The 19,486-nt window shown below is 37.8% G+C and carries 17 protein-coding genes; 1 reads left to right on the top strand and 16 read right to left on the bottom strand.

The window, feature by feature from the left end:
• Positions 1-13: 13 nt before the first annotated feature.
• From G7081_RS03280 to G7081_RS03210, 15 genes are all read right to left on the bottom strand, one after another.
• Complete coding sequence (locus G7081_RS03280) at positions 14-1,387, bottom strand: class II fumarate hydratase (RefSeq protein ID WP_166007366.1); 1,374 nt, start codon at positions 1,385-1,387, stop codon at positions 14-16.
• Between the two features lie 107 nt (positions 1,388-1,494).
• Positions 1,495-2,853 carry an aspartate ammonia-lyase gene (locus G7081_RS03275; protein WP_166007364.1) on the bottom strand — a complete coding sequence of 453 codons (1,359 nt, stop codon included), beginning with the start codon at positions 2,851-2,853 and terminating at the stop codon, positions 1,495-1,497.
• A 232-nt stretch (positions 2,854-3,085) separates the two neighbouring features.
• Positions 3,086-4,849: an oligopeptide ABC transporter substrate-binding protein gene (locus G7081_RS03270; RefSeq protein ID WP_166007362.1), complete on the bottom strand. Its 1,764-nt coding sequence runs from the start codon at positions 4,847-4,849 to the stop codon at positions 3,086-3,088.
• Positions 4,850-4,863: 14 nt separating this feature from the next.
• Positions 4,864-5,724, bottom strand: a complete 861-nt coding sequence (locus G7081_RS03265) for an ABC transporter permease (protein ID WP_166007360.1) — start codon at positions 5,722-5,724, stop codon at positions 4,864-4,866.
• Positions 5,725-5,810: 86 nt separating this feature from the next.
• On the bottom strand, positions 5,811-6,773 hold the full coding sequence (opp4B, locus tag G7081_RS03260) for an oligopeptide ABC transporter permease (RefSeq protein ID WP_166007358.1): 963 nt from the start codon (positions 6,771-6,773) through the stop codon (positions 5,811-5,813).
• Between the two features lies 1 nt (position 6,774).
• Positions 6,775-7,725, bottom strand: a complete 951-nt coding sequence (locus tag G7081_RS03255) for an ATP-binding cassette domain-containing protein (protein ID WP_166007356.1) — start codon at positions 7,723-7,725, stop codon at positions 6,775-6,777.
• 11 nt (positions 7,726-7,736) lie between these two features.
• Complete coding sequence (locus G7081_RS03250; protein ID WP_166007354.1) at positions 7,737-8,726, bottom strand: ABC transporter ATP-binding protein; 990 nt, start codon at positions 8,724-8,726, stop codon at positions 7,737-7,739.
• A 162-nt stretch (positions 8,727-8,888) separates the two neighbouring features.
• On the bottom strand, positions 8,889-9,128 hold the full coding sequence (gene acpP / locus G7081_RS03245; protein ID WP_166007352.1) for an acyl carrier protein: 240 nt from the start codon (positions 9,126-9,128) through the stop codon (positions 8,889-8,891).
• Between the two features lie 88 nt (positions 9,129-9,216).
• Positions 9,217-10,233, bottom strand: coding sequence for a phosphate acyltransferase PlsX (gene plsX / locus G7081_RS03240; protein WP_166007350.1), 1,017 nt, complete (start codon positions 10,231-10,233; stop codon positions 9,217-9,219).
• 62 nt (positions 10,234-10,295) lie between these two features.
• On the bottom strand, positions 10,296-12,335 hold the full coding sequence (gene recG / locus G7081_RS03235; protein ID WP_166007348.1) for an ATP-dependent DNA helicase RecG: 2,040 nt from the start codon (positions 12,333-12,335) through the stop codon (positions 10,296-10,298).
• 106 nt (positions 12,336-12,441) lie between these two features.
• Positions 12,442-14,169, bottom strand: a complete 1,728-nt coding sequence (locus G7081_RS03230) for an ABC transporter permease/substrate binding protein (protein ID WP_166007346.1) — start codon at positions 14,167-14,169, stop codon at positions 12,442-12,444.
• Entirely contained in the window at positions 14,162-15,388 is a 1,227-nt protein-coding gene (locus tag G7081_RS03225; RefSeq protein WP_166007344.1) for a quaternary amine ABC transporter ATP-binding protein, read from the bottom strand. Before G7081_RS03225 ends, G7081_RS03230 begins: the two co-directional genes overlap by 8 nt.
• A 131-nt stretch (positions 15,389-15,519) precedes the next feature.
• Positions 15,520-16,164, bottom strand: a complete 645-nt coding sequence (locus G7081_RS03220) for a GntR family transcriptional regulator (protein WP_166007342.1) — start codon at positions 16,162-16,164, stop codon at positions 15,520-15,522.
• Positions 16,165-16,273: 109 nt separating this feature from the next.
• Positions 16,274-17,947: a DAK2 domain-containing protein gene (locus G7081_RS03215; protein WP_166007340.1), complete on the bottom strand. Its 1,674-nt coding sequence runs from the start codon at positions 17,945-17,947 to the stop codon at positions 16,274-16,276.
• A gap of 36 nt (positions 17,948-17,983) precedes the next feature.
• Positions 17,984-18,346: an Asp23/Gls24 family envelope stress response protein gene (locus G7081_RS03210; RefSeq protein WP_166007338.1), complete on the bottom strand. Its 363-nt coding sequence runs from the start codon at positions 18,344-18,346 to the stop codon at positions 17,984-17,986.
• A gap of 246 nt (positions 18,347-18,592) precedes the next feature.
• On the opposite strand from G7081_RS03210, the gene rpmB reads away from it, so the two are divergent.
• Entirely contained in the window at positions 18,593-18,781 is a 189-nt protein-coding gene (rpmB, locus tag G7081_RS03205; RefSeq protein ID WP_166007336.1) for a 50S ribosomal protein L28, read from the top strand.
• Positions 18,782-18,831: 50 nt separating this feature from the next.
• On the opposite strand, the gene G7081_RS03200 is transcribed toward rpmB, so the two are convergent.
• Complete coding sequence (locus G7081_RS03200) at positions 18,832-19,485, bottom strand: thiamine diphosphokinase (RefSeq protein ID WP_238786659.1); 654 nt, start codon at positions 19,483-19,485, stop codon at positions 18,832-18,834.
• Between the last annotated feature and the right edge of the window lies 1 nt (position 19,486).

The raw sequence follows: 19,486 nt of genomic DNA, 5'->3' as shown, positions 1-19,486 counted from the left end.
CGCTTAATCAATCTTATTTTAACATGTGTTTTGGATCTAGGATTTCAATTAATTTCTCTTTTGTTAAATCTGTTAATTCAACAGCCGCTTCGATTAATTTTAAGTTATTAGCAAAAGCGTGTTTTGCGATTTTTGCAGCCGTATCATACCCAACGTGTGGGTTAAGGGCTGTTACTAACATTAGCGAATCATTTAATAACCCTGTCATGCGGTCATCACTAACCTCAATTCCGGCTAAACAACGTTCTCTGAATGATGCCATACCTGTTGCTAATAAGTTTACTGATTGAACAAAGTTCATCATAATCACTGGTTTATAAACGTTTAATTCAAAGTTACCTTGACTGGCAGAGAATTGAATCGTCGTGTGGTTACCCATGACTTGTGCCACAACCATTGTTAAGGCTTCTGCTTGAGTTGGGTTAACTTTACCTGGCATGATTGAACTTCCTGGTTCGTTACTTGGAATAGTAATTTCACCAATCCCACAACGAGGACCACTTGCTAACCAACGAATATCATTAGCAATTTTCATTAAGTCACCAGCTAGAGCTGTCATTGACCCATGAGTCGTCGCCATATCACTGTGTGATGTTAAGCCGTAAAATTTATTAGGGTGTGATTTATAACCTGGGAAGTAGGCTTTGTTAATTTCATTGACAATACCTTCTGGATATTCAGCTGAGGCATTTAATCCAGTTCCAACTGCTGTTCCGCCAATTGGTAAATACGCTAATGATTCAACATTTTGTGCTAGTAACTCACGGTTACGTTCAATCATTGCTTTCCAACCACTAATTTCTTGGCCAAATGTTAATGGAGTCGCATCTTGTAAATGCGTACGACCAATTTTCACGTGTTGGCTGTATTTTTCTTCAAGTTCGCCTAGTAATTTAATCCATTCATCCATCTCTGGCAATAAGTTTTCAATGACCATTTTACGAGCAGCCATGTTCATTGCTGTCGGGAATGTGTCGTTTGAACTTTGTGACATATTTAAATCATCGTTCGGGTGTAAAGTAACACCAGTTGCTTTTTTATTAGCTAAGTGTGATAACACTTCATTCACGTTCATGTTTGATTGTGTGCCACTACCTGTTTGCCAAATGCGTAATGGAAAATGTTTCATAATATTTTCTTCAGCTAAGACTTCATCCGCTACTTGAGCAATTAAATCAGCTTTTTCTTGTGGTAATTTTCCTTCTGCTGCATTTTGTTGCGCAGCAGCACGTTTCACGTGGATAAAGGCGCGCATTAATTCTTCTGGCATACCTTCACTACCGATTGGGAAATTTTGGATACTACGTTGTGTTTGAGCAGCCCATGTTGCCTCCACCGGAACTTGAACTTCACCTAATGAATCTCTTTCAATTCTATACTCTGTCACTGTTAAACAGCTCCTTATCAGTTTTCTTATTTATCTTGTTTACACCAGAACAGCAACCAACCCATAGACTCGGTTGGCTGCTGATAGTGATTTGCAATTATTTAAAATTAGTCAGCTGTAATGGCTGAAATAATTTCTTCTGATACGCCATGTTCACGAGCTACTTCGATAACTGTTTTGTCATCACGTAAGCTTTCTTTTGTGATTTCAGAAGCTTCTTTATATCCGATGTGAATGGCTAAGTCAGTTGTTAAGTAAGTACTTCTTTCTAATAACTCACGACAACGTTCTTTATTCACTTCAATACCTTTCACACAGTTTTCATCGAATGTTAAGATCGCATTACTTAAAACGCGGAATGATTCGAAGATTTTGTGGAATGCTACTGGTTCAAAAGCGTTTAATTCTAATTGTCCACCTTCAACAGCTAAAGCTACAGTGTAGCTGTTACCAGCTGCTAAGTACGCTGCTTGGCTTAATACTTCAGGGATAACTGGGTTGATTTTACCCGGCATGATTGAAGAACCATTTTGACGAGATGGAATATATAATTCACCTAATCCCGTACGAGGGCCTGATGAAAGTAAACGAATATCATTGGCAACTTTAGAAAGGCTTAAACCAATTGTTTTTTGAACGTCTGCAACCACAGCAAAACAATCAATATTTTGTGTGGCATCGATTAAATCTTCAGCAACTGTTAATCCTAAACCTGTTACATCATTGATGTGTTTGTTAAATGTTTGTGGTAAATCTTTATGAGCAGAAATACCTGTACCGATTGCTGTACCACCCATGTTTAGAGCACGAACTTCATCTTTAACCGCTTCTAAACGTTTGATGTTACGCTTTGTTAATGTGGAATGAGCGTGGAATTCTTCGCCAACTGTGATTAAGACTGCATCACTTAATTGCGTACGACCCATTTTTTTAATGCCAGCAAATTCTTTTGCTTTAGCTTCAAATGTATCAGCTAATTGGTTTAATGATGCTAATAAAATGTCCGCTAATTTTAACATTGTTAATTTACCACTTGTTGGGTAAACATCGTTTGTTGATTGACCTTTGTTTACGTGGTCATTAGGGCTGACAACTGTGTAGTCACCTTTTTCGCCACCAAGCATTTCAATTGCACGGTTAGCAATCACTTCATTGATATTCATGTTTGAGCTTGTTCCTGCTCCACCTTGAATTGGATCAACGATCATTTGGTCATGTAAGTTTCCTGCTAACATTTCATCAGCAACTTTGACAATTGTTTCGCCGATTTTTGGATCTAATTCACCTAATTCCATATTGGCTAAGGCTACTGCTTTTTTAACTTGTACTAAACTTTCAATAAACAATGGATCTAGACGTTGTCCTGTAATTTGGAAGTTTTCGAATGCACGTTGGGCGTTTACGCCATAGTAAGCATCCTTTGGAATATTTAATTTGCCAACGCTGTCTTGTTCTTCACGGTACATTGTGATTCCCCCTATTGAGTGATTAGTTTTATATATTTGCCTTCCGCTCGAAGTAAGCGGATACAGATATAGTATAACGCTAATCAAAAGTAATAACGGTATTGTGAACAATCTCTTACTAATCATGTGTTTTTTTTTATGAAAATCAATCCATTTTCTCATTTTTCTCACGCTTAACTTTAGGAGCTTTCACAGACAAGAAAAAACGACCTATAAATAGGTCGTTTTCTGATTATCTCGTTTCTGATGAAACGCCGACATTCGCCCACATTTGATACGTCCCTCTGCTCCAGTCTAAACCTGTCACACGTTTACTAACAGGCAGCACTTCATAGCGGTAATGAGTTGGAATCGTAAACGGATCATCGAAAGTAAATTGTTGCCATTTATCATATACCTCTTTTTGATGAGCTTCATCAAAGGATTCTAAACTGCCGATATCCGCTAGCGCTTGATCATTTTCTTTAGATTCATAACGACTGTAGTTGAACAAAGCATCTGGCCCGTATAGACTCATTGGATCAGGATTACTACTTAACGCCCATGCTCCAGCATACATGTCGACTTCTGGATCATCTTGTTTCAATTTATCATAAAAAGATTGAAACTCAATTAGTCGTCCCGTCGTCAACTCAACATGTAAGCCAACATCTTTCCAATTTTGAATTTGGAAATCAGCAATCGGTTGCGCTGTCTCGCCACCCGACATGCTAGCAAAATTGATAATTAACTCTTTACCATCAGGAGATTCAACATAACCATCGCCATCAACATCTTTGTAACCTGCTTCCTCTAACAAGGTTTTAGATTTCTCTGGATCATAAATATAACCTTCAATTTTTTCATTATGTAATTTGCCAAAAATTGGTGGAATTAATGTTGTCCCGTGAGATCGTAATCCATTATAAAAACGATCGGCAACAGACTGATTATCCATAGCATAACCTATTGCTTTTCTTAAATTCACATCTGCCATTTTTGATTTCGCATCAAATACCACATGCCCTTTATCTTGGTCCCATTTCCCCATTTTAAAGCCTAGGTAGGTATAACTTAAATCTTCACGACCTAAAATTTCATAACCTTCCACGTCTTTATAAGTCGGGAAAGTTGCTGTCGGCATCTTCATCGCAATATCATATTTTTTTGTTTTCAACGCTTCAACAATCGAAGCTGATGGAACTGCTGTCACAACAATTTTAGCTAGTTTGGGTTTGTTTCCAAAATAAAATTTATTGGGTTGATATTCCACTGATTCACCCGGTGTCACCTTACTAATAACATACGGTCCATAACTTAGCGGGTTTTTACGTACCGGGTCAGAGGATTCTAAATCTTTAATTGGAATATCTTTCAGTGCATGTTTAGGTGCAATATTTTCCCAAATCGCATCACCAACTTGGCGCATGCTAGGTGTCATTTTTTGATAACTGATTTCTACTGTTTTATCATCAATTTCTTTAATCCCTGAAATCGTATCTGCTTTACCATTGTGATAGTCTTCAATTCCCACAACATTCATGAAGTTTGTATCATATCGAATTCCGGTATAGTCTTTACTAGCAATGATTTCGTACGGATAAATAATATCTTCTGCCTTAACCGCTTCACCATCTGACCACGTCACCCCATCTTTAATGGTAATGGTTGCTGTTTTATTATCGATATCTAATTTCAATGTTGCTGCACCATCATCTGTCACAGAAAAATTTTCATCAGAACTAAACATTTCGTTACCCGTAAACCTTAAAAACTGCGCATCATAATCATCCGAACTAAACTCGGTTGAAAATAATCCTTGAAAAGGACTATCCATCACCATTGCAATATCTAAAGTGCCGTCTGAAACATCTTTTTCTTTATTTGAAACAGCTATTGGTAAACTATCTGGATCAATTTTTTCTACTTCTTTATTGGCTGCGGGCTTTTTTCCGCACCCCACCAATACTAACCCGACTAACAACACAACTGAGATAATGCCCCACAATCTTTTCATTTAACTTCCCCCTTTTAACCCAACCTTTGACGAGCATCTGCTGAACGTTTCAACGCTTGACCGATATAATTGATACTAAGCATCATGACTAAAATTAAAATTGAAGCAGGTAACCAAACCCATAATTTGTTGGATAAAACATCTCCATTTGACGCGTACGTTATTAATGTCCCCAAACTCGGTACGTTCGTCGGTAAACCAAACCCTAAAAAGGTTAAGGTTGTTTCAATGCCAATATTTGCCGCAAAATTAATTGTTAAATTAGTGATAATTAAAGAACTCAAATTAGGGAGAATTTCACGCAACATTATTTTGAAATCATTGGTCCCTAATGTTTTTGATGCGCTGACATAATCTCTCTGTCCTTCAGATAATGTTTTACCGCGAAATAGCCGCGCTTTTCCAACCCAATAAAAACTACTCATAATTAGAATGAATGACCAAACATTATATTTAGGGATAATTGTCACTAATACAATAATCAACATTTGTATTGGTAGAACCATGACAAAATCAACAATTCTCATTAGGATATTGTCAACAATTCCACCATAAAAGCCTGCGATGACACCTACGCTTACCCCAATTATTGACGTTAAAATGGTAATCGAGAACCCTATCATAATCGAGTTACGCGCCCCAATAATCAGTTGCCAAAAAACATCGCGCCCGCCTTCATCTGCACCTAAGATAAATCGGCTGCCGGTATTTGTATTAAACGACCCAGGCACAGCATATTTATCAAAGATACTCACCGTCATAATGTCACCTTGATTCACATAATAGGCACCTGAGAAGACAACAATTAGAATTAACACTAATAGAACAAGTGAAAACATTGCTAATTTATCCTTCAAAAACTCTCTCCCAACCATTTGAATGCCAAGTGACGGTGCTCCTATACCTTTATTCTCTTTCTTCTTCCAAATAACGTTCTCCCCCTTTCCAGCAATTACTTACCCTATTGAATCCGAATACGCGGATCTACCCAACTCATAATAATGTCTGACAATAAGGTTCCAATTAAAGTCGCCGTTCCTAAAATCAGAATGAGCGCCGTGATTACCGTGTAATCCCTTTGAATAATTGAATCAATAAATAATTTACCCACACCTGGAAAAGCGAAGATTTTTTCAATCGCAATCGAGCCAGTTATCAAGCCCGTAATCTCATAACCTAACAATGAGGCAACTGGTAACGACGCATTTCTAAAAATATGGCGCGTATAGACTTTACTTGTTGGAACTCCTTTTGAACGGGCCGTTCGAACATAATCTAAACTTTGGGAATCAATCACTTCACTCCGTAAATACTGAATGGTAACAGCAGTTGCTAACAGCGCTTGGGATATGGCTGGCAACATAATATGATGGAATCGATCCCAATAATAGGCGCCTGTTCCTGGTATGGCCCAACTAGATACCGACCCCGTCGTTGGAAACCAGTCTAAACGATAACCAAAAACAAAGAGTGTGATTAAAGCAAAAATAAAGATTGGAACAGCAAAACTGAAAAAGTTATATGTGATGACCACTTTATCAAACTTGCTATTTTTGTATCTACCAGAAAATAGTCCTAATGGTAAGGCAATCAAATATGAGATGACGACTGTCAACAACGCTAACCAAATGGTATTCATAATCCGTCCCGAGACTAAGCTAGCCACTGGCATCTTATTGATAAAACTTTTACCAAAATCGCCATGAAAGGCATTGCCAATCCAACGGAAATACTGGGTATACCACGGATCATTCAATCCTGCCGCCTCTTTCATACGCTCAATAGCATGGGCATCCATATTTGGATTAATTAAACCGGTGAAAGGATCGCCCGGCATTGCTTTGGCTAATAAAAAAATAAACAGGCTCAACAAGAAAATTTGAGGGATCATGACAATCACTCGCCTTAAAATCGTTTTCCACATATTAATCCACCTCCTGACTGACCGTACTTAAAGCGACATAATGACTAGGCGTAATTGGTTTTAAATCAAAGACACTTTCGTGAGCATCATAATAAATATGTTTCAACGTGTGAAATTCTTCTTCTACTCGGCGACGCTCTATTTTATGACCCTCTCGATGAGCTACATCAATCTTAGGTATTGCTGATAGTAATCGTTTTGTATAAATATGTTGTGGATTTTCATAGATTTCTTTTTTGGTCCCAATTTCGACAAAACGACCGCGATGCATAATCGCTAAATTATCACACATGTGTTTTACCACACCTAAGTCATGGGATATAAAGAGATAACTCAAACCAAACTGCTCTTGAATTTCTTTCATAAAGTTCAGCACTTGTGCTTGCACTGATAAATCTAAAGCTGAAACTGGTTCATCCGCAACGATTAGTTGAGGATTAGTAGCAATTGCTCTGGCTACACCAATCCGTTGCCTCTGCCCTCCTGAAAATTCATGGGGGTATTTATAAAGCGCATCTGACGGCATCCCAACTATCGCTAAAAGTTCTTGAACTCTTTTCATCTCTTCACCATAACTCAATCGCTCATAGTTACGAAGGGGTTCTGAAATAATATCCAACACCCGTTTTTTAGGGTTCAAACTAGACATGGCATCTTGAAATATCATTTGCACATGACGGTTGTATCCTATTTTTTTGCGTTGCTGATGTTTCGTCACATCATTTCCTTGAAATAATATCTTACCGCTGGTTGGTTTTTCTAATCCAACAATCGCTTTACCAATAGTTGATTTGCCAGATCCAGACTCACCAACTAAACCATACGTTTTGCCTTTTTCAATGACAAAGTCCACGCCATCCACAGCTAATACATGATCTGTCACTCGATTCAAAAAAACACTACGAATCGGATAATGAACTTGCAGCCCTTTAATTTCCAATAATTCTGCCATAAGTGCCCTCCTTATAAAAAATCAAAGTGACGGTAACAAGTGCAACGAACAAAATGACCAGACGAAACTTCATGCAACTCCGGATTTTCTTCGTGAGCGGAAGCAGACACCCAGGGAATACGATTGGCAAAACGACAACCTACTCTTGGCAAATCAACTAAAGACGGAACAAGACCTTCAATCACATGTAGGGATTCACCACTAGTATTTTCTTGAGGAATTGAATTGAGCAAGGAACGAGTATAAGGGTGTAAGGGATTATCAAATAACTCTAGAACGGTAGCTTCTTCAACAATTTGCCCAGCGTACATAACTGCTACTCGATCTGCTGTTTCAGCAACAACCGCTAAATCATGAGTGATCAAAATAATGCCCGCTTCTGTTTCTCGTTGTAAATCCGTTAACAAATCTAAGATTTGTGCTTGAATAGTAACATCTAATGCTGTGGTTGGTTCATCTGCTATGATGATTGGTGGTTTACAACAGATCGCAATGGCAATAATCACTCGCTGCCTCATTCCACCAGATAGTTCATGGGGAAATTGTTTGACCACTCGGGTTGGATTTTTTATCCCCACTTGCTCTAGCAACTCAAGAACTCTTTGTCCACGCTCTTCTTTGGTCATTGAAGTGTGATAACTCAACCCTTCAGCTATCTGATCACCAATTTTCATTAATGGATTCAAGGATGATAGCGGATCTTGAAAAATCATTCCAATATCATTACCTCGAATTTTATTATATTCTGCCTCGCTTATCTGATTTAAATCAACTTTATTGTAATTAATTTCTCCAGAAATTCGGGTTTGTTTGAGATCATGTAATCCCATAATTGTGATTGCTAAGGTACTTTTACCACAACCTGATTCTCCCACAATAGCTAATACTTCATTTTGTTTGAGAGTTAAAGAGATATCATCCACAGCATCGTAATAATCATCTCGTAACCTGAATCCTGTATGTAAGTGGTTAATTTCTAAAACAACTTTTTCAACAGACATCTAACTTCCTCCATTTCTCCTTAATTCTCTTGTACAGACGTTTTCTCATGTTATTTTAATTATTATCATCAGTTTTTAATTATATTACACGCAAAATAAGTTTAATGCAATAAAATTTATAAAAAAAATAAACCCAAGATTTTCATCTTGGGTTTATTTCTATTATAGGTTAGCAGAGATATATTCAACTGCTGCCCCTACTGTTTCAATTTTTTCTGCATCTTCATCAGAAATTTCTGTGCCGAATTCATCTTCTAATTCTAAAACGAATTCCATGATGCTAATTGAATCTGCACCTAAATCTTCTTTAATGTTTAAAGTTTCAACAACTTTTTCTTCTTCAATATCAAAGTGCTTTGTAATGATTAAACGCACCTTCTGTAAAACTTCTTCTTTAGTCATGTTTGTCCTCCTCAGACAGCTACGATTATTATTCAATAGCTTATATACATTTTACTGATTATTTCGTCATTTGTCCATAGTTTTTAAACTATTCAGCGTTGTCAGCCACTTTCTCTTCTTCGAAATAAGCGACTAAATCTGGAATCACATGACTTTCATGCATTGTGTGGATTTGACGAATGGTATGATGAACTGCTTCTGGACCTGTTGATCCATGAGTTTTTACAACTGGTGCTTTCAGCCCGAACAAGACCGCTCCACCATGTGATGAATAATCTAATTCCTTTTTGACTTGACGAAGAGCATCTTTTAATAACAGAGCTCCGATTTTTCCTTTTAGCCCTGAACCTAAAATTGATTTTTTCAAGACTGACATCAGTGACATCGCTGTTCCTTCTGTCGCTTTCAAGACCGCATTCCCTGTAAAACCATCTGTTACAACAACATCTGCTTGTCCTGTTAATAAATCACGAGCCTCAATATTACCAACGAAGTTAATATCAGCTGTTTGACTTAACAATTCATAGGTTGCTTTTGTTAACTCGCTACCTTTAGTCGCTTCAGCTCCATTATTTAACAATGCTACGCGCGGCTTTTTAATGCCACGTACATTTTCAGCATAATAGCTTGCTAGTACCGCATATTGAGCAATGTGTTCTGGTTTATTATCAGCGTTAGCTCCCATATCAATAAAATCAAAGCCACCTTCTGGATCACCCATCACTGGCATTGTTGTCATAAGCCCTGGGCGTTCCACATTTTTGATACGACCGACAATAAATAATCCCGCAGCCAATAACGCACCTGTGTTCCCGGCAGAAAAGACTGCATCAGCTTCTCCTTCTTTAACAGCTTTAGCTGCCAAGACCATAGAGGCTTCTTTCTTCCGGCGAATCGCACGAACTGGCTCGTCGTCACTTTCAATTTTTTCATCAGTATGAATAATTTTTATGTTTTTTTCAGTTGTTAAATATTTTTTGATTTCCGATTCTTTTCCGTATAGTTGGAACTCTGTATCTGGAAACTCAGTAATCGCTGACATCACACCTTCAACAATTGCTTTTGGGGCGAAATCGCCACCCATCGCATCGACTGCAATTTTCATCTTAACACCTGTCTTCCCTATAATTTTATCTTTATTATATCATAATTTCCAAACAACTTTGATTAATCAAACCAGGCATTGGTTTGTTGATCTCCTAATAAATAGTCTTTCATTTCTTGGTTTTCAGGTAACTCCCACCATTTATCCAACTCCCAAAGACTAGCGACTTCTTGACGAGCAACTTCCATAATTGGGAAGTCACTAATCAAATCACCTATTAAGAATTGAGGTAAACCTGATTGTCTTGACCCGAAAACTTCACCTGGACCACGCATTTCTAAGTCCTTTTGACTTAAAACAAAGCCATCATTTGTTTCTGTCATAATTTTCATACGCTGTTTTCCCATGTCATTTTTAGGCTCTGACACTAAGATACAATGAGAGGCATGTGCACCACGACCAACACGTCCACGCAGTTGGTGGAGTTGTGCTAAGCCAAAGCGTTCCGCATCCATGATTAACATGGCAGTAGCGTTGGGCACGTTCACTCCAACTTCAATAACCGTTGTAGAAACTAAAAGCTGACAGCGATTTTCTTTGAATTCCGTCATCATCTCATCTTTTTCTGCAGCACTTAACTTACCGTGTAAAAGACCTACATTATAAGTTGGTCCGTAATAACGAGCAAGCTTTTCATATATTTCAGTCGCATTTTTCACATCTAAGGTTTCCGACTCTTCTATTAGTGGACAGATAACATAAGCTTGATGACCTTTAGCCAATTCTTTTTGTAGCCACTCTAAAACAACATCTAGCTGAGCTGGTTTAATCCACCGTGTTTCAATTGGAATACGCCCTGCCGGCAACTCATCAATCACTGAAACATCCATTTCTCCATAAGCTGTAATTGCTAGTGTTCTTGGAATAGGTGTAGCCGTCATAAATAAGACATCTGGGTTGCTACCTTTTTCTCGTAAAACTTTCCGCTGATTCACACCGAAACGATGCTGTTCGTCTGTAATTACCAAACCAAGGTTATGGAAATCCACATCTTTTTGAATCAAGGCGTGAGTTCCAACAATAATATCAACCTTGCCAGCCGCTAAATCGGCTAAAATCTCACGTCGTTCTTTCGCTTTCGTTGAACCTGTTAACAACTTAACCGTTACATCTGTTTTGGCGAATAACCCAAATAAACTTTCGAGGTGCTGTTCTGCTAAAATCTCGGTTGGTACCATTAGCGCACCTTGGAAACCTGCAGTTACAGCTGCATATAGAACAATGGCGGCAACGACTGTCTTCCCACTACCTACATCCCCTTGTAGCAAGCGCAACATGTGCTTGTGACTACGCATGTCACGGCAGATTTCGTTTGTCACTCGTTTTTGAGCATCCGTTAATTCAAATGGCAAGCTATCTGTAAAAGCTTTTAGTTGCTTCACATCATATAGTATTTCTTGACCATCACCTAATTCACGCTCTTGATGACGTAATTGTTGTAATCTCATTTGAAACTCAAAAAATTCTTCAAAAATCAAACGACGACGTGCTCCTTGGCTTTGTTGGATAGAATCCGGAAAATGCATTTGCCTTGCCGCTTCGGGTCGTAACATAAGTTGATATTTATTTATCAATCCAGCTGGTAACCATTCTTCTATCAAGTCACCATATTCTTCAAAAGCTACTTTAATCAAATCCACTAACGTATTTTGACGGACACTTTTATTCACATGGTAGATCGGTGAAAAATCCTGCCCCGCTTCTTTACTGGCAATAATTTTCATTCCCATTAACGTTTTTCGTTTGGCATCCCATTTACCATAGATAGCCATTTCTTCATTAGCTATTACTTTACTTTTTAAATACGGTTGATTGAAAAAACTAACGCTGACAACCGCATGTTCGAGCATTAACTTGAAACTAAGACGGTTTTTACGATAGCCATAGTACGAAACTATTGGCTCCCCAATCACAACACCTTTCAAGACCACTTTCTCTTGATCTAAAATCTCATCTAAAGCTTTTTCTTGAATGTCATCATATCGAAAAGGATAGTATGTCACTAAATCTTCAATTGTTTCAATACCCAATGTCGCTAAACTTTCGGCACGCTTTGGTCCCACGCCAGCTAACACTGTTACTGAATCAGTTAATCGTTTCATAATCTATCCTCCTCGCTCAAATTTATTATGACCTTATTATACCTTAATCTAGCATGATATAGAAATTAGTAAACTTCACTTCACAATAAAAAGCTTAGTCAAATGACTAAGCTTTTTTCCAACTCTCAACAAGTTCTTGATGATTGTCTATCCAGTGACGAGCAGCATCTGCTGGCTTTTCACCCTTTTCAATAGCAAGCATAACCGATTCAATATCAGCTAACTCCCAATTAAAATTATCTAGTACTTGGTACACTTCTGGACGATCTTTTTCTAATCCTTTACGGACCATCGTCTTAATACTTTCATCGCCACCCATAGTTCCTTTAGGATCTTCTAAATATTTCAAATCATATCTAGAAAACATCCAATGTGGAGACCATCCGGTAATGACAATTTCTTCTTTATTTTTGATTGCTTTCGCTAATTCCGTTGTCATCGCCCCATTTGAAGATGACACTAGATTCCAGTCTGATAAATTAGCATATTCAGCCATTGTCTCTTCAGCTGCTGCTACCACACCGGCACCAGGTTCTATTCCAACAACTTGCTGTTTACCTTCAGTTGTTAACTCGTCGATTGAGTTAACAGCCATGTAACTTGGAACCACTAAACCTAAACGGGCACCGCCATCCAAGTTAGGTCCTAAATCATCTAACTTATCCTTAAACTTATCATATTGAGAACCATGTGTGCCCGGCAACCAAGCAGCTACCATCCCATCGGCTTCTCCGTTAGCAACAGCCTCCCACATAATCGCACTATCAAGTGGAGTCATTTTCACATCATATCCCATGTCTTTTAATACTTCAGACACAACCGTTGTTGAGGCAATTTCGGTATCCCATTCAACGTAAGCCAACGTCACTTCCTGATTTTTTTTACCTACAAAAGATGATAGTGCCGCTCCACCAATAGCTAAAAGAGCAACTAATGTTAACAACCGCGTCAACATTTTCTTTTTCTTACTAGCTGTTTCACTTGTTGTACGTCGTTCTTTTGGATTTAAGTGTTGCGTAAAGCGATCCATAATAATAGCCAATATAACGAGCGCTAAACCATTTACAAAACCGCTGCCGACTTGTGAACGTTGTACAGCCGAAAGGACGCCTTGACCTAAGCCAGGAGCTCCTATCATCGATGCAATAACAACCATCGATAACGCTAACATGATAGTTTGGTTAATCCCTGCCAAAATTGTACTTTTAGCAAGTGGCAATTCTAACTTAAACAATTTTTGTTTACCCGTGCTACCAAAAGAATCTGACGCTTCAACTAGTTCAGTTGGCACTTGTCTGATCCCCAGATTTGTCATTCTGACTGTTGGAGGTAAAGCAAAAATCACTGATGCAAAAACACCTGGTACCATCCCGATTCCAAAGAATGCAACTGCCGGAATCAAATAGACAAAACCTGGCATTGTTTGCATGAAATCTAAAATCGGCGTAATAATACTTTGCGCTTTATTACTTTTTGCCATTAAGACACCCAATGGCACCCCAATTATAATTGAAACTAAACTTGAGATAATCACTAAGGTTACAGTACTCATTAGCTCAGACCATAAACCTTGGTTATAAATAAACAATAAGCCCAATAGTGTAAAACTAGTTAATCCTATTTTACGTTTAGAAATTACATAGGCAATAATCGTTAAAAGAGCAATCATCACTAAAGGCGGAACAAAGAGCAATGAATTAGTCATAAGCTCCATTACCCATTGGCCAGATTTTTGTAAAACAGAAAATAAACCTGAAAAGGTATTCGTTAACCAATCGGTTGCAGTGGTAACCCATTCTGCAACTGGAATAGGTGATTGTAAAATATTAAGCATTTGCAACACCTCCCACTTCCTCTACTGACACTTCAGCATCATGATCTGTATCAGTCAACGCACCAATAACACTACCTCTGATGACTACTCCAATCAAACGATCTTCATCATCTACTACCGCTAAAGGCGTGGGTGAATCATAAATCAAATCAAACATGTCCGTTATTAGTGTATCCGGATGAACTTTTTGAACATTTTTATCAATAACTTCTTTAATCGTCAAATTATTTTTTCTAGCATCACGTGCTGATTCTGCCGTCAAACTACCTTTTAATTTACGCTTACGGTCAACCGCTAAGAGCATACTCACTTCTTCTTTACGCATTCTTTGTAACGCGACATTCGGACCATCAATTTCAACATTCGTCGTTAAAGCCGGTACCATAATATTTTGAGCAGTCAATACTTTAGAACGATCGACATCTTCAACAAATTCACGAACAAATTCATTAGCAGGATTTGTTAAGATTTCTTCCCCTGTTCCAATTTGCATGATTTGACCATCTTTCATTAAGGCAATCCGGTCACCTATTCTTAAAGCCTCATTTAAATCATGCGTAATAAAGATAATTGTTTTTTGAACTTTTGCTTGTAACTCAATCAATTCATCTTGCATTTCACGACGAATCAAAGGATCCAATGCAGAAAATGCTTCATCCATTAATAAAATTTCTGGATCGTTAGCTAGAGCACGCGCCAAACCAACTCGTTGTTGCATTCCCCCTGATAATTGATCAGGATATTGATTTTTAAACGATAGTAATCCTGAATTATCTAGCGCTTTCTCCGCCTTAGCAGTTCGCTCCGCTTTAGGAACATCACGAACTTCTAAGCCATATTCGGTATTTTCCAAAATCGTTCTGTGGGGAAATAAACCAAAGTTTTGAAATACCATATTGATTTTATGACGACGCACATCACGCAGAAGATCTTTATTCATTTTAGAAACATCTTCACCATCAATGTAGATGTGGCCTGATGACGGTTCAATTAATCGATTCAGTAGTCTAATCAGTGTTGATTTACCACTTCCTGAAAGGCCCATGATAACAAATATTTCTCCTTCTTCCACTTCGAAGCTGGCATCATACACTCCCACGGTTGCACCAGTCGCATCCATAATCTCATCTTTGCTTTTGTTTTCTTTAACCATTGCTAGTGCTTGTTGACTTTTTTTACCAAACACTTTCGTTAGGTTCTCCACTTGTACCTTACTCAAACTAACACCCCTTTTAAAACTTACTTCTGGTTTTCTAATAAACCAAAGTGACCATACAACCGTAACATCGTATGGTCACTTGTGTCAAAAGAAAAAGACTCATAGAAACCGCTATAAGTCTTGTTTTTACATTAGTTATTCGGATAGAAGTAACTAGTCATGCGTTGTAAGGCGCTTTCATCACCCACAAAATAAATCGTATCATTTTCTTTGATTTTAGCATATGGTCCGGGTGAAACTAGAAGTTCTGACCCCGTTTGAATGGCAACAATCGTTGCTCCTGTTTCTTGCCAAATATTCAATTCTACAATACTTTTTTCTACTTGAACCGCCTCTGAAGTAATAATTAACTCATAAGGAGCAAACGGTAACATATGATGGACCTTACTAGTTTGACTTACTAGATCATTCAATAGCTCTGAAAAATGATTTAATTCTTCTTTTTGTCGAGTAACACTTTCTAAAATATCCTTTTTCACTTCTTGTACTGATTGAACATGTTTATATTTTTCTACAAAGCGCTGAGCATTTTCACGCGAGGCAACGTAAGAACCGCTACCATGGCGAACTTCCATGATATCCAAATCAACCAGCACATTAATTGCTTTACGAGCTGTTTCAGGTGAAACATTAAAATTACTTGCAAGGGTTGAACGAGCGTGAATTTTTTCTCCAAATTTATAACGATTTTCAACAATTCGTTCTGCTATTTCCAACGCAACTTGTTGATACCTTGGAAAGGCTACATGTTTCTTTCCACGATTTTTTTCTTCCATTATTGCCACATTTCCTTTATCAGTCTGTCATCATTTCGAAACTTATTGTATCACTCTTTTAAAAACAAAACAAAAAAGCCAAACGTCAAGTTTGGCCTTTTCAGATTTTTTATTCTACTGAGAATAAGTAAGGGTAAACCGGTTGGTCCCCTTGGTGAATCTCAACTTCAAGATCACTATCAATATTTAAAACAGCTGCTTCTAAAGCTTCTGCTTCTTCTTGATTACCATCTTCACCAATGATGATCGTCACGATTTCACTGTCTTCATCAATCATTTTTTCTAATGTTGAAATAGCTGTTGCTGCTAACTCAGGTTGGCAAACAACGATTTTTCCTTCAAGCATTCCGATGAAATGATTTTCTTTAATTTCAATACCATCAATGTTAGTGTCACGCACAGCCGTTGTTACTTGACCACTCTTCACTTCATCTAACATGTTGATCATTGCTTCTTTATTTTCTTCAAGAGACATTTGATCATTGAAGCCTAACATTGCTGTCATACCTTGTGAGATTGTTTTCGCAGGAACAACTGCTACTGGAATTTCACTAACTTCAGCAGCCGCATCTGCAGCCATGAAGATATTTTTATTATTTGGTAAAATGATGACTTTTTCAGCATTCACTTCTTCGATTGCTTTCAGAATATCTTCAGTACTTGGGTTCATTGTTTGTCCACCACTAATAATGTGGTTCGCTCCCATGCTTGTGAATAATTCTTGAACACCTTTACCTGCAGCAATTGCAATAATGCCGTAAGGTTTCGCTGGTGCTTTTTCTTTTGGCGTATCATTTTTTTCATTTTCTAAAATCGTATCATGTTGTAAACGCATGTTATCAACTTTGATTTTAACTAATGAACCAAATTTTTGACCATAGTTCATGACTTCACCAGGGGTTTCAGTATGAACGTGTACTTTGATAATCTCATCATCAGCAACAACTAACAATGAATCACCTAATTCGTTTAAGTAGTTACGGAATGTATCATAATCAAATTCGCTATCAACGGTTTCGCCTTCACCAATTTTAACCATGATTTCTGTACAATAACCAAAGGTAATATCTTCAGTTGCCACGTGTCCAGCCACACTACGGTGATGTTCAGCATTAACCATATCAGTCATTTGAGCTGGGTTTGGTTGATAGACTTTCTCAACAACTTTTCCAGATAAAACTTCTAAGAAGCCTTCATAGATAAATAATAGACCTTGTCCACCACTATCAACTACGCCAACTTCTTTTAAAACAGGTAATAAATCTGGCGTACCATCTAAAGCAACTTGTCCACCGTCAACAACTGCTTGCATAACTTCAACACAGTCATCAGTTTCTAAAGCTTTTTCTTCACCGGCAACTGCTGCAAGACGAGCAACTGTTAAGATTGTTCCTTCAACTGGCTTCATCACTGCTTTATAAGCAGTTTCTACACCATTAGTAAAAGCAGCAGCTAATTCTTTCGCTGTTAAGTCTTTTACTTCAGGGATTTCTTTTGAGAATCCACGGAATAATTGCGATAAGATAACTCCTGAGTTACCACGAGCTCCCATCAATAATCCTTTTGATAAAACTTGAGCTAATTCGCCCACATTTTCAGACAAGCTAGAAGCAACTGCTTCAGCACCACTTGTCATTGATAAATTCATATTAGTACCTGTATCACCATCGGGCACAGGGAATACATTTAATTGGTTAACATATTCTGCATTTTTATCTAATCGATCTGAACCAGCTTGAACCATTTGCTGAAACTGATCACTTGTTATTGCTGTAACTTTCACTTAATTATCCTCCTTAGAATGACTACCAGACAAAGCTTATTCCGGTAGGACACGTACACCTTGTACAAGTACATTTACTGAGTTTGCAGTAACGCCTAGCATTGTTTCTAGGTTATATTTCACACTTTCTTGAACGTTACGACTAACTTCTGATATTTTAGTACCATAACTTACAATTGTGTAGACGTCAATTCCAACGCCGTTTTCTTCTTGACGAACTACGACGCCACGAGAATAGTTTTCTTTGCGTAAAATATCATTTAAGTTATCTTTGATTTGGTTTTTACTAGCCATACCCACGATACCATAGATATCTGTTGCTGCTCCGCCAACTACTGTAGCAATAACCTCATTACTAATTTCGATAGTGCCTGCTTGTGTTTTTATTTTAACAGCCATAGTTAATGCCTCCTTTGAGCTAGTTTGCTCATTTTCTTCTATTATTTTATCATAGCAAGGGGTTTTTTGAAAGTTTATTTGACCTTTTTGGAACATTCTCATAGTTTTCACCAGTTATTTCACGTAGCAGACTTTTATTCCTCCCACACTGAAAAACATCTTGCAATGACACTATTTCTATGGTAAATTATTCTAGTATGAACAGCAGAGATCTGTTTGAATTCCAGTGTAAAGGAGGCCAATATCATGGCAAAAGAATGTTATATTACTGGACGTAAGTCTAGAAGTGGTAACTCACGCTCTCACGCAATGAACGCATCAAAACGTACTTGGAAACCTAACCTACAAAAAGTTAGAATCTTAGTAGATGGTAAACCTAAAAAAGTTTGGGTATCAACTCGTGCTTTAAAATCAGGTAAAGTTGAACGTGTATAATTCTAATTAAACACTAAAAAAGCGTCGCAAGATATCTTGCGACGCTTTTTTTATTTGTCTTTACTTTGAACAACTACGACCACGCCTGAAGAAAACTCAAAATTAGCGTAACCTTCAATAAATTCATTACTTGCAAAACTAATCGGATACGCCGCTTGATAATTATTCAGCGGGTACTTAACTCCTCTAAGCGTCAAATCAGCTACCGGCGTCACACAAAGGAAACCTAAATAATCTTTATCTCCTTCTTTTTCAACAACGTGACTCCCCGACTGATAAAACGTAATGCTATTCTGATTGTCTTTTATCATAAACCGTTGGCTAATTTCTTGAAAACGCGGCTCCAACATCAACCAAAAATTTGCCATTAAATGATCCATGCGACCACCTGTTGCACCAATTAAAATAATAGGGCAATCATCACATTCAGACATCGCTATTTTCAAACCAAGTTGTGTATCTGTCTCATCTTTTTCTCTCGGTGCTTTTACCACTTCCGAAACTACTTCAGAAATGGTTTTAAACTCTTCCACCGACAAAGAATCAAAATCTCCAACAGCATAATCCGGTGTGATACCATTTTCCAGTAAAAACCACGCACCCCGGTCGACACCAACCCAAAATGTTTCATTCTTTTTATAACTAGACATTTCTGGCCAATATTTAGGTGATCCACCCGCTACAATAATAATCTGCTTCATCATA

Source organism: Vagococcus coleopterorum, from assembly GCF_011303955.1.
Taxonomy (GTDB): Bacteria; Bacillota; Bacilli; order Lactobacillales; family Vagococcaceae; genus Vagococcus_D; species Vagococcus_D coleopterorum.
Note: the sequence above shows the minus strand (reverse complement) of the source record. Positions and strands in the feature narration are given on the sequence as shown.

Excerpts from the sequence above, each read along its gene's own strand:
- G7081_RS03275 (WP_166007364.1), bottom strand. The coding sequence starts at position 2,853 with ATGTACCGTGAAGAACAAGACAGCGTTGGCAAATTAAATATTCCAAAG.
- G7081_RS03270 (WP_166007362.1), bottom strand. The coding sequence starts at position 4,849 with ATGAAAAGATTGTGGGGCATTATCTCAGTTGTGTTGTTAGTCGGGTTA.
- G7081_RS03265 (WP_166007360.1), bottom strand. The coding sequence starts at position 5,724 with ATGGTTGGGAGAGAGTTTTTGAAGGATAAATTAGCAATGTTTTCACTT.
- opp4B (WP_166007358.1), bottom strand. The coding sequence starts at position 6,773 with ATGTGGAAAACGATTTTAAGGCGAGTGATTGTCATGATCCCTCAAATT.
- G7081_RS03255 (WP_166007356.1), bottom strand. The coding sequence starts at position 7,725 with ATGGCAGAATTATTGGAAATTAAAGGGCTGCAAGTTCATTATCCGATT.
- G7081_RS03250 (WP_166007354.1), bottom strand. The coding sequence starts at position 8,726 with ATGTCTGTTGAAAAAGTTGTTTTAGAAATTAACCACTTACATACAGGA.
- acpP (WP_166007352.1), bottom strand. The coding sequence starts at position 9,128 with ATGACTAAAGAAGAAGTTTTACAGAAGGTGCGTTTAATCATTACAAAG.
- plsX (WP_166007350.1), bottom strand. The coding sequence starts at position 10,233 with ATGAAAATTGCAGTCGATGCGATGGGTGGCGATTTCGCCCCAAAAGCA.
- recG (WP_166007348.1), bottom strand. The coding sequence starts at position 12,335 with ATGAAACGATTAACTGATTCAGTAACAGTGTTAGCTGGCGTGGGACCA.
- G7081_RS03230 (WP_166007346.1), bottom strand. The coding sequence starts at position 14,169 with ATGCTTAATATTTTACAATCACCTATTCCAGTTGCAGAATGGGTTACC.
- G7081_RS03220 (WP_166007342.1), bottom strand. The coding sequence starts at position 16,164 with ATGGAAGAAAAAAATCGTGGAAAGAAACATGTAGCCTTTCCAAGGTAT.
- G7081_RS03210 (WP_166007338.1), bottom strand. The coding sequence starts at position 18,346 with ATGGCTGTTAAAATAAAAACACAAGCAGGCACTATCGAAATTAGTAAT.
- rpmB (WP_166007336.1), top strand. The coding sequence starts at position 18,593 with ATGGCAAAAGAATGTTATATTACTGGACGTAAGTCTAGAAGTGGTAAC.
- G7081_RS03200 (WP_238786659.1), bottom strand. The coding sequence starts at position 19,485 with ATGATGAAGCAGATTATTATTGTAGCGGGTGGATCACCTAAATATTGG.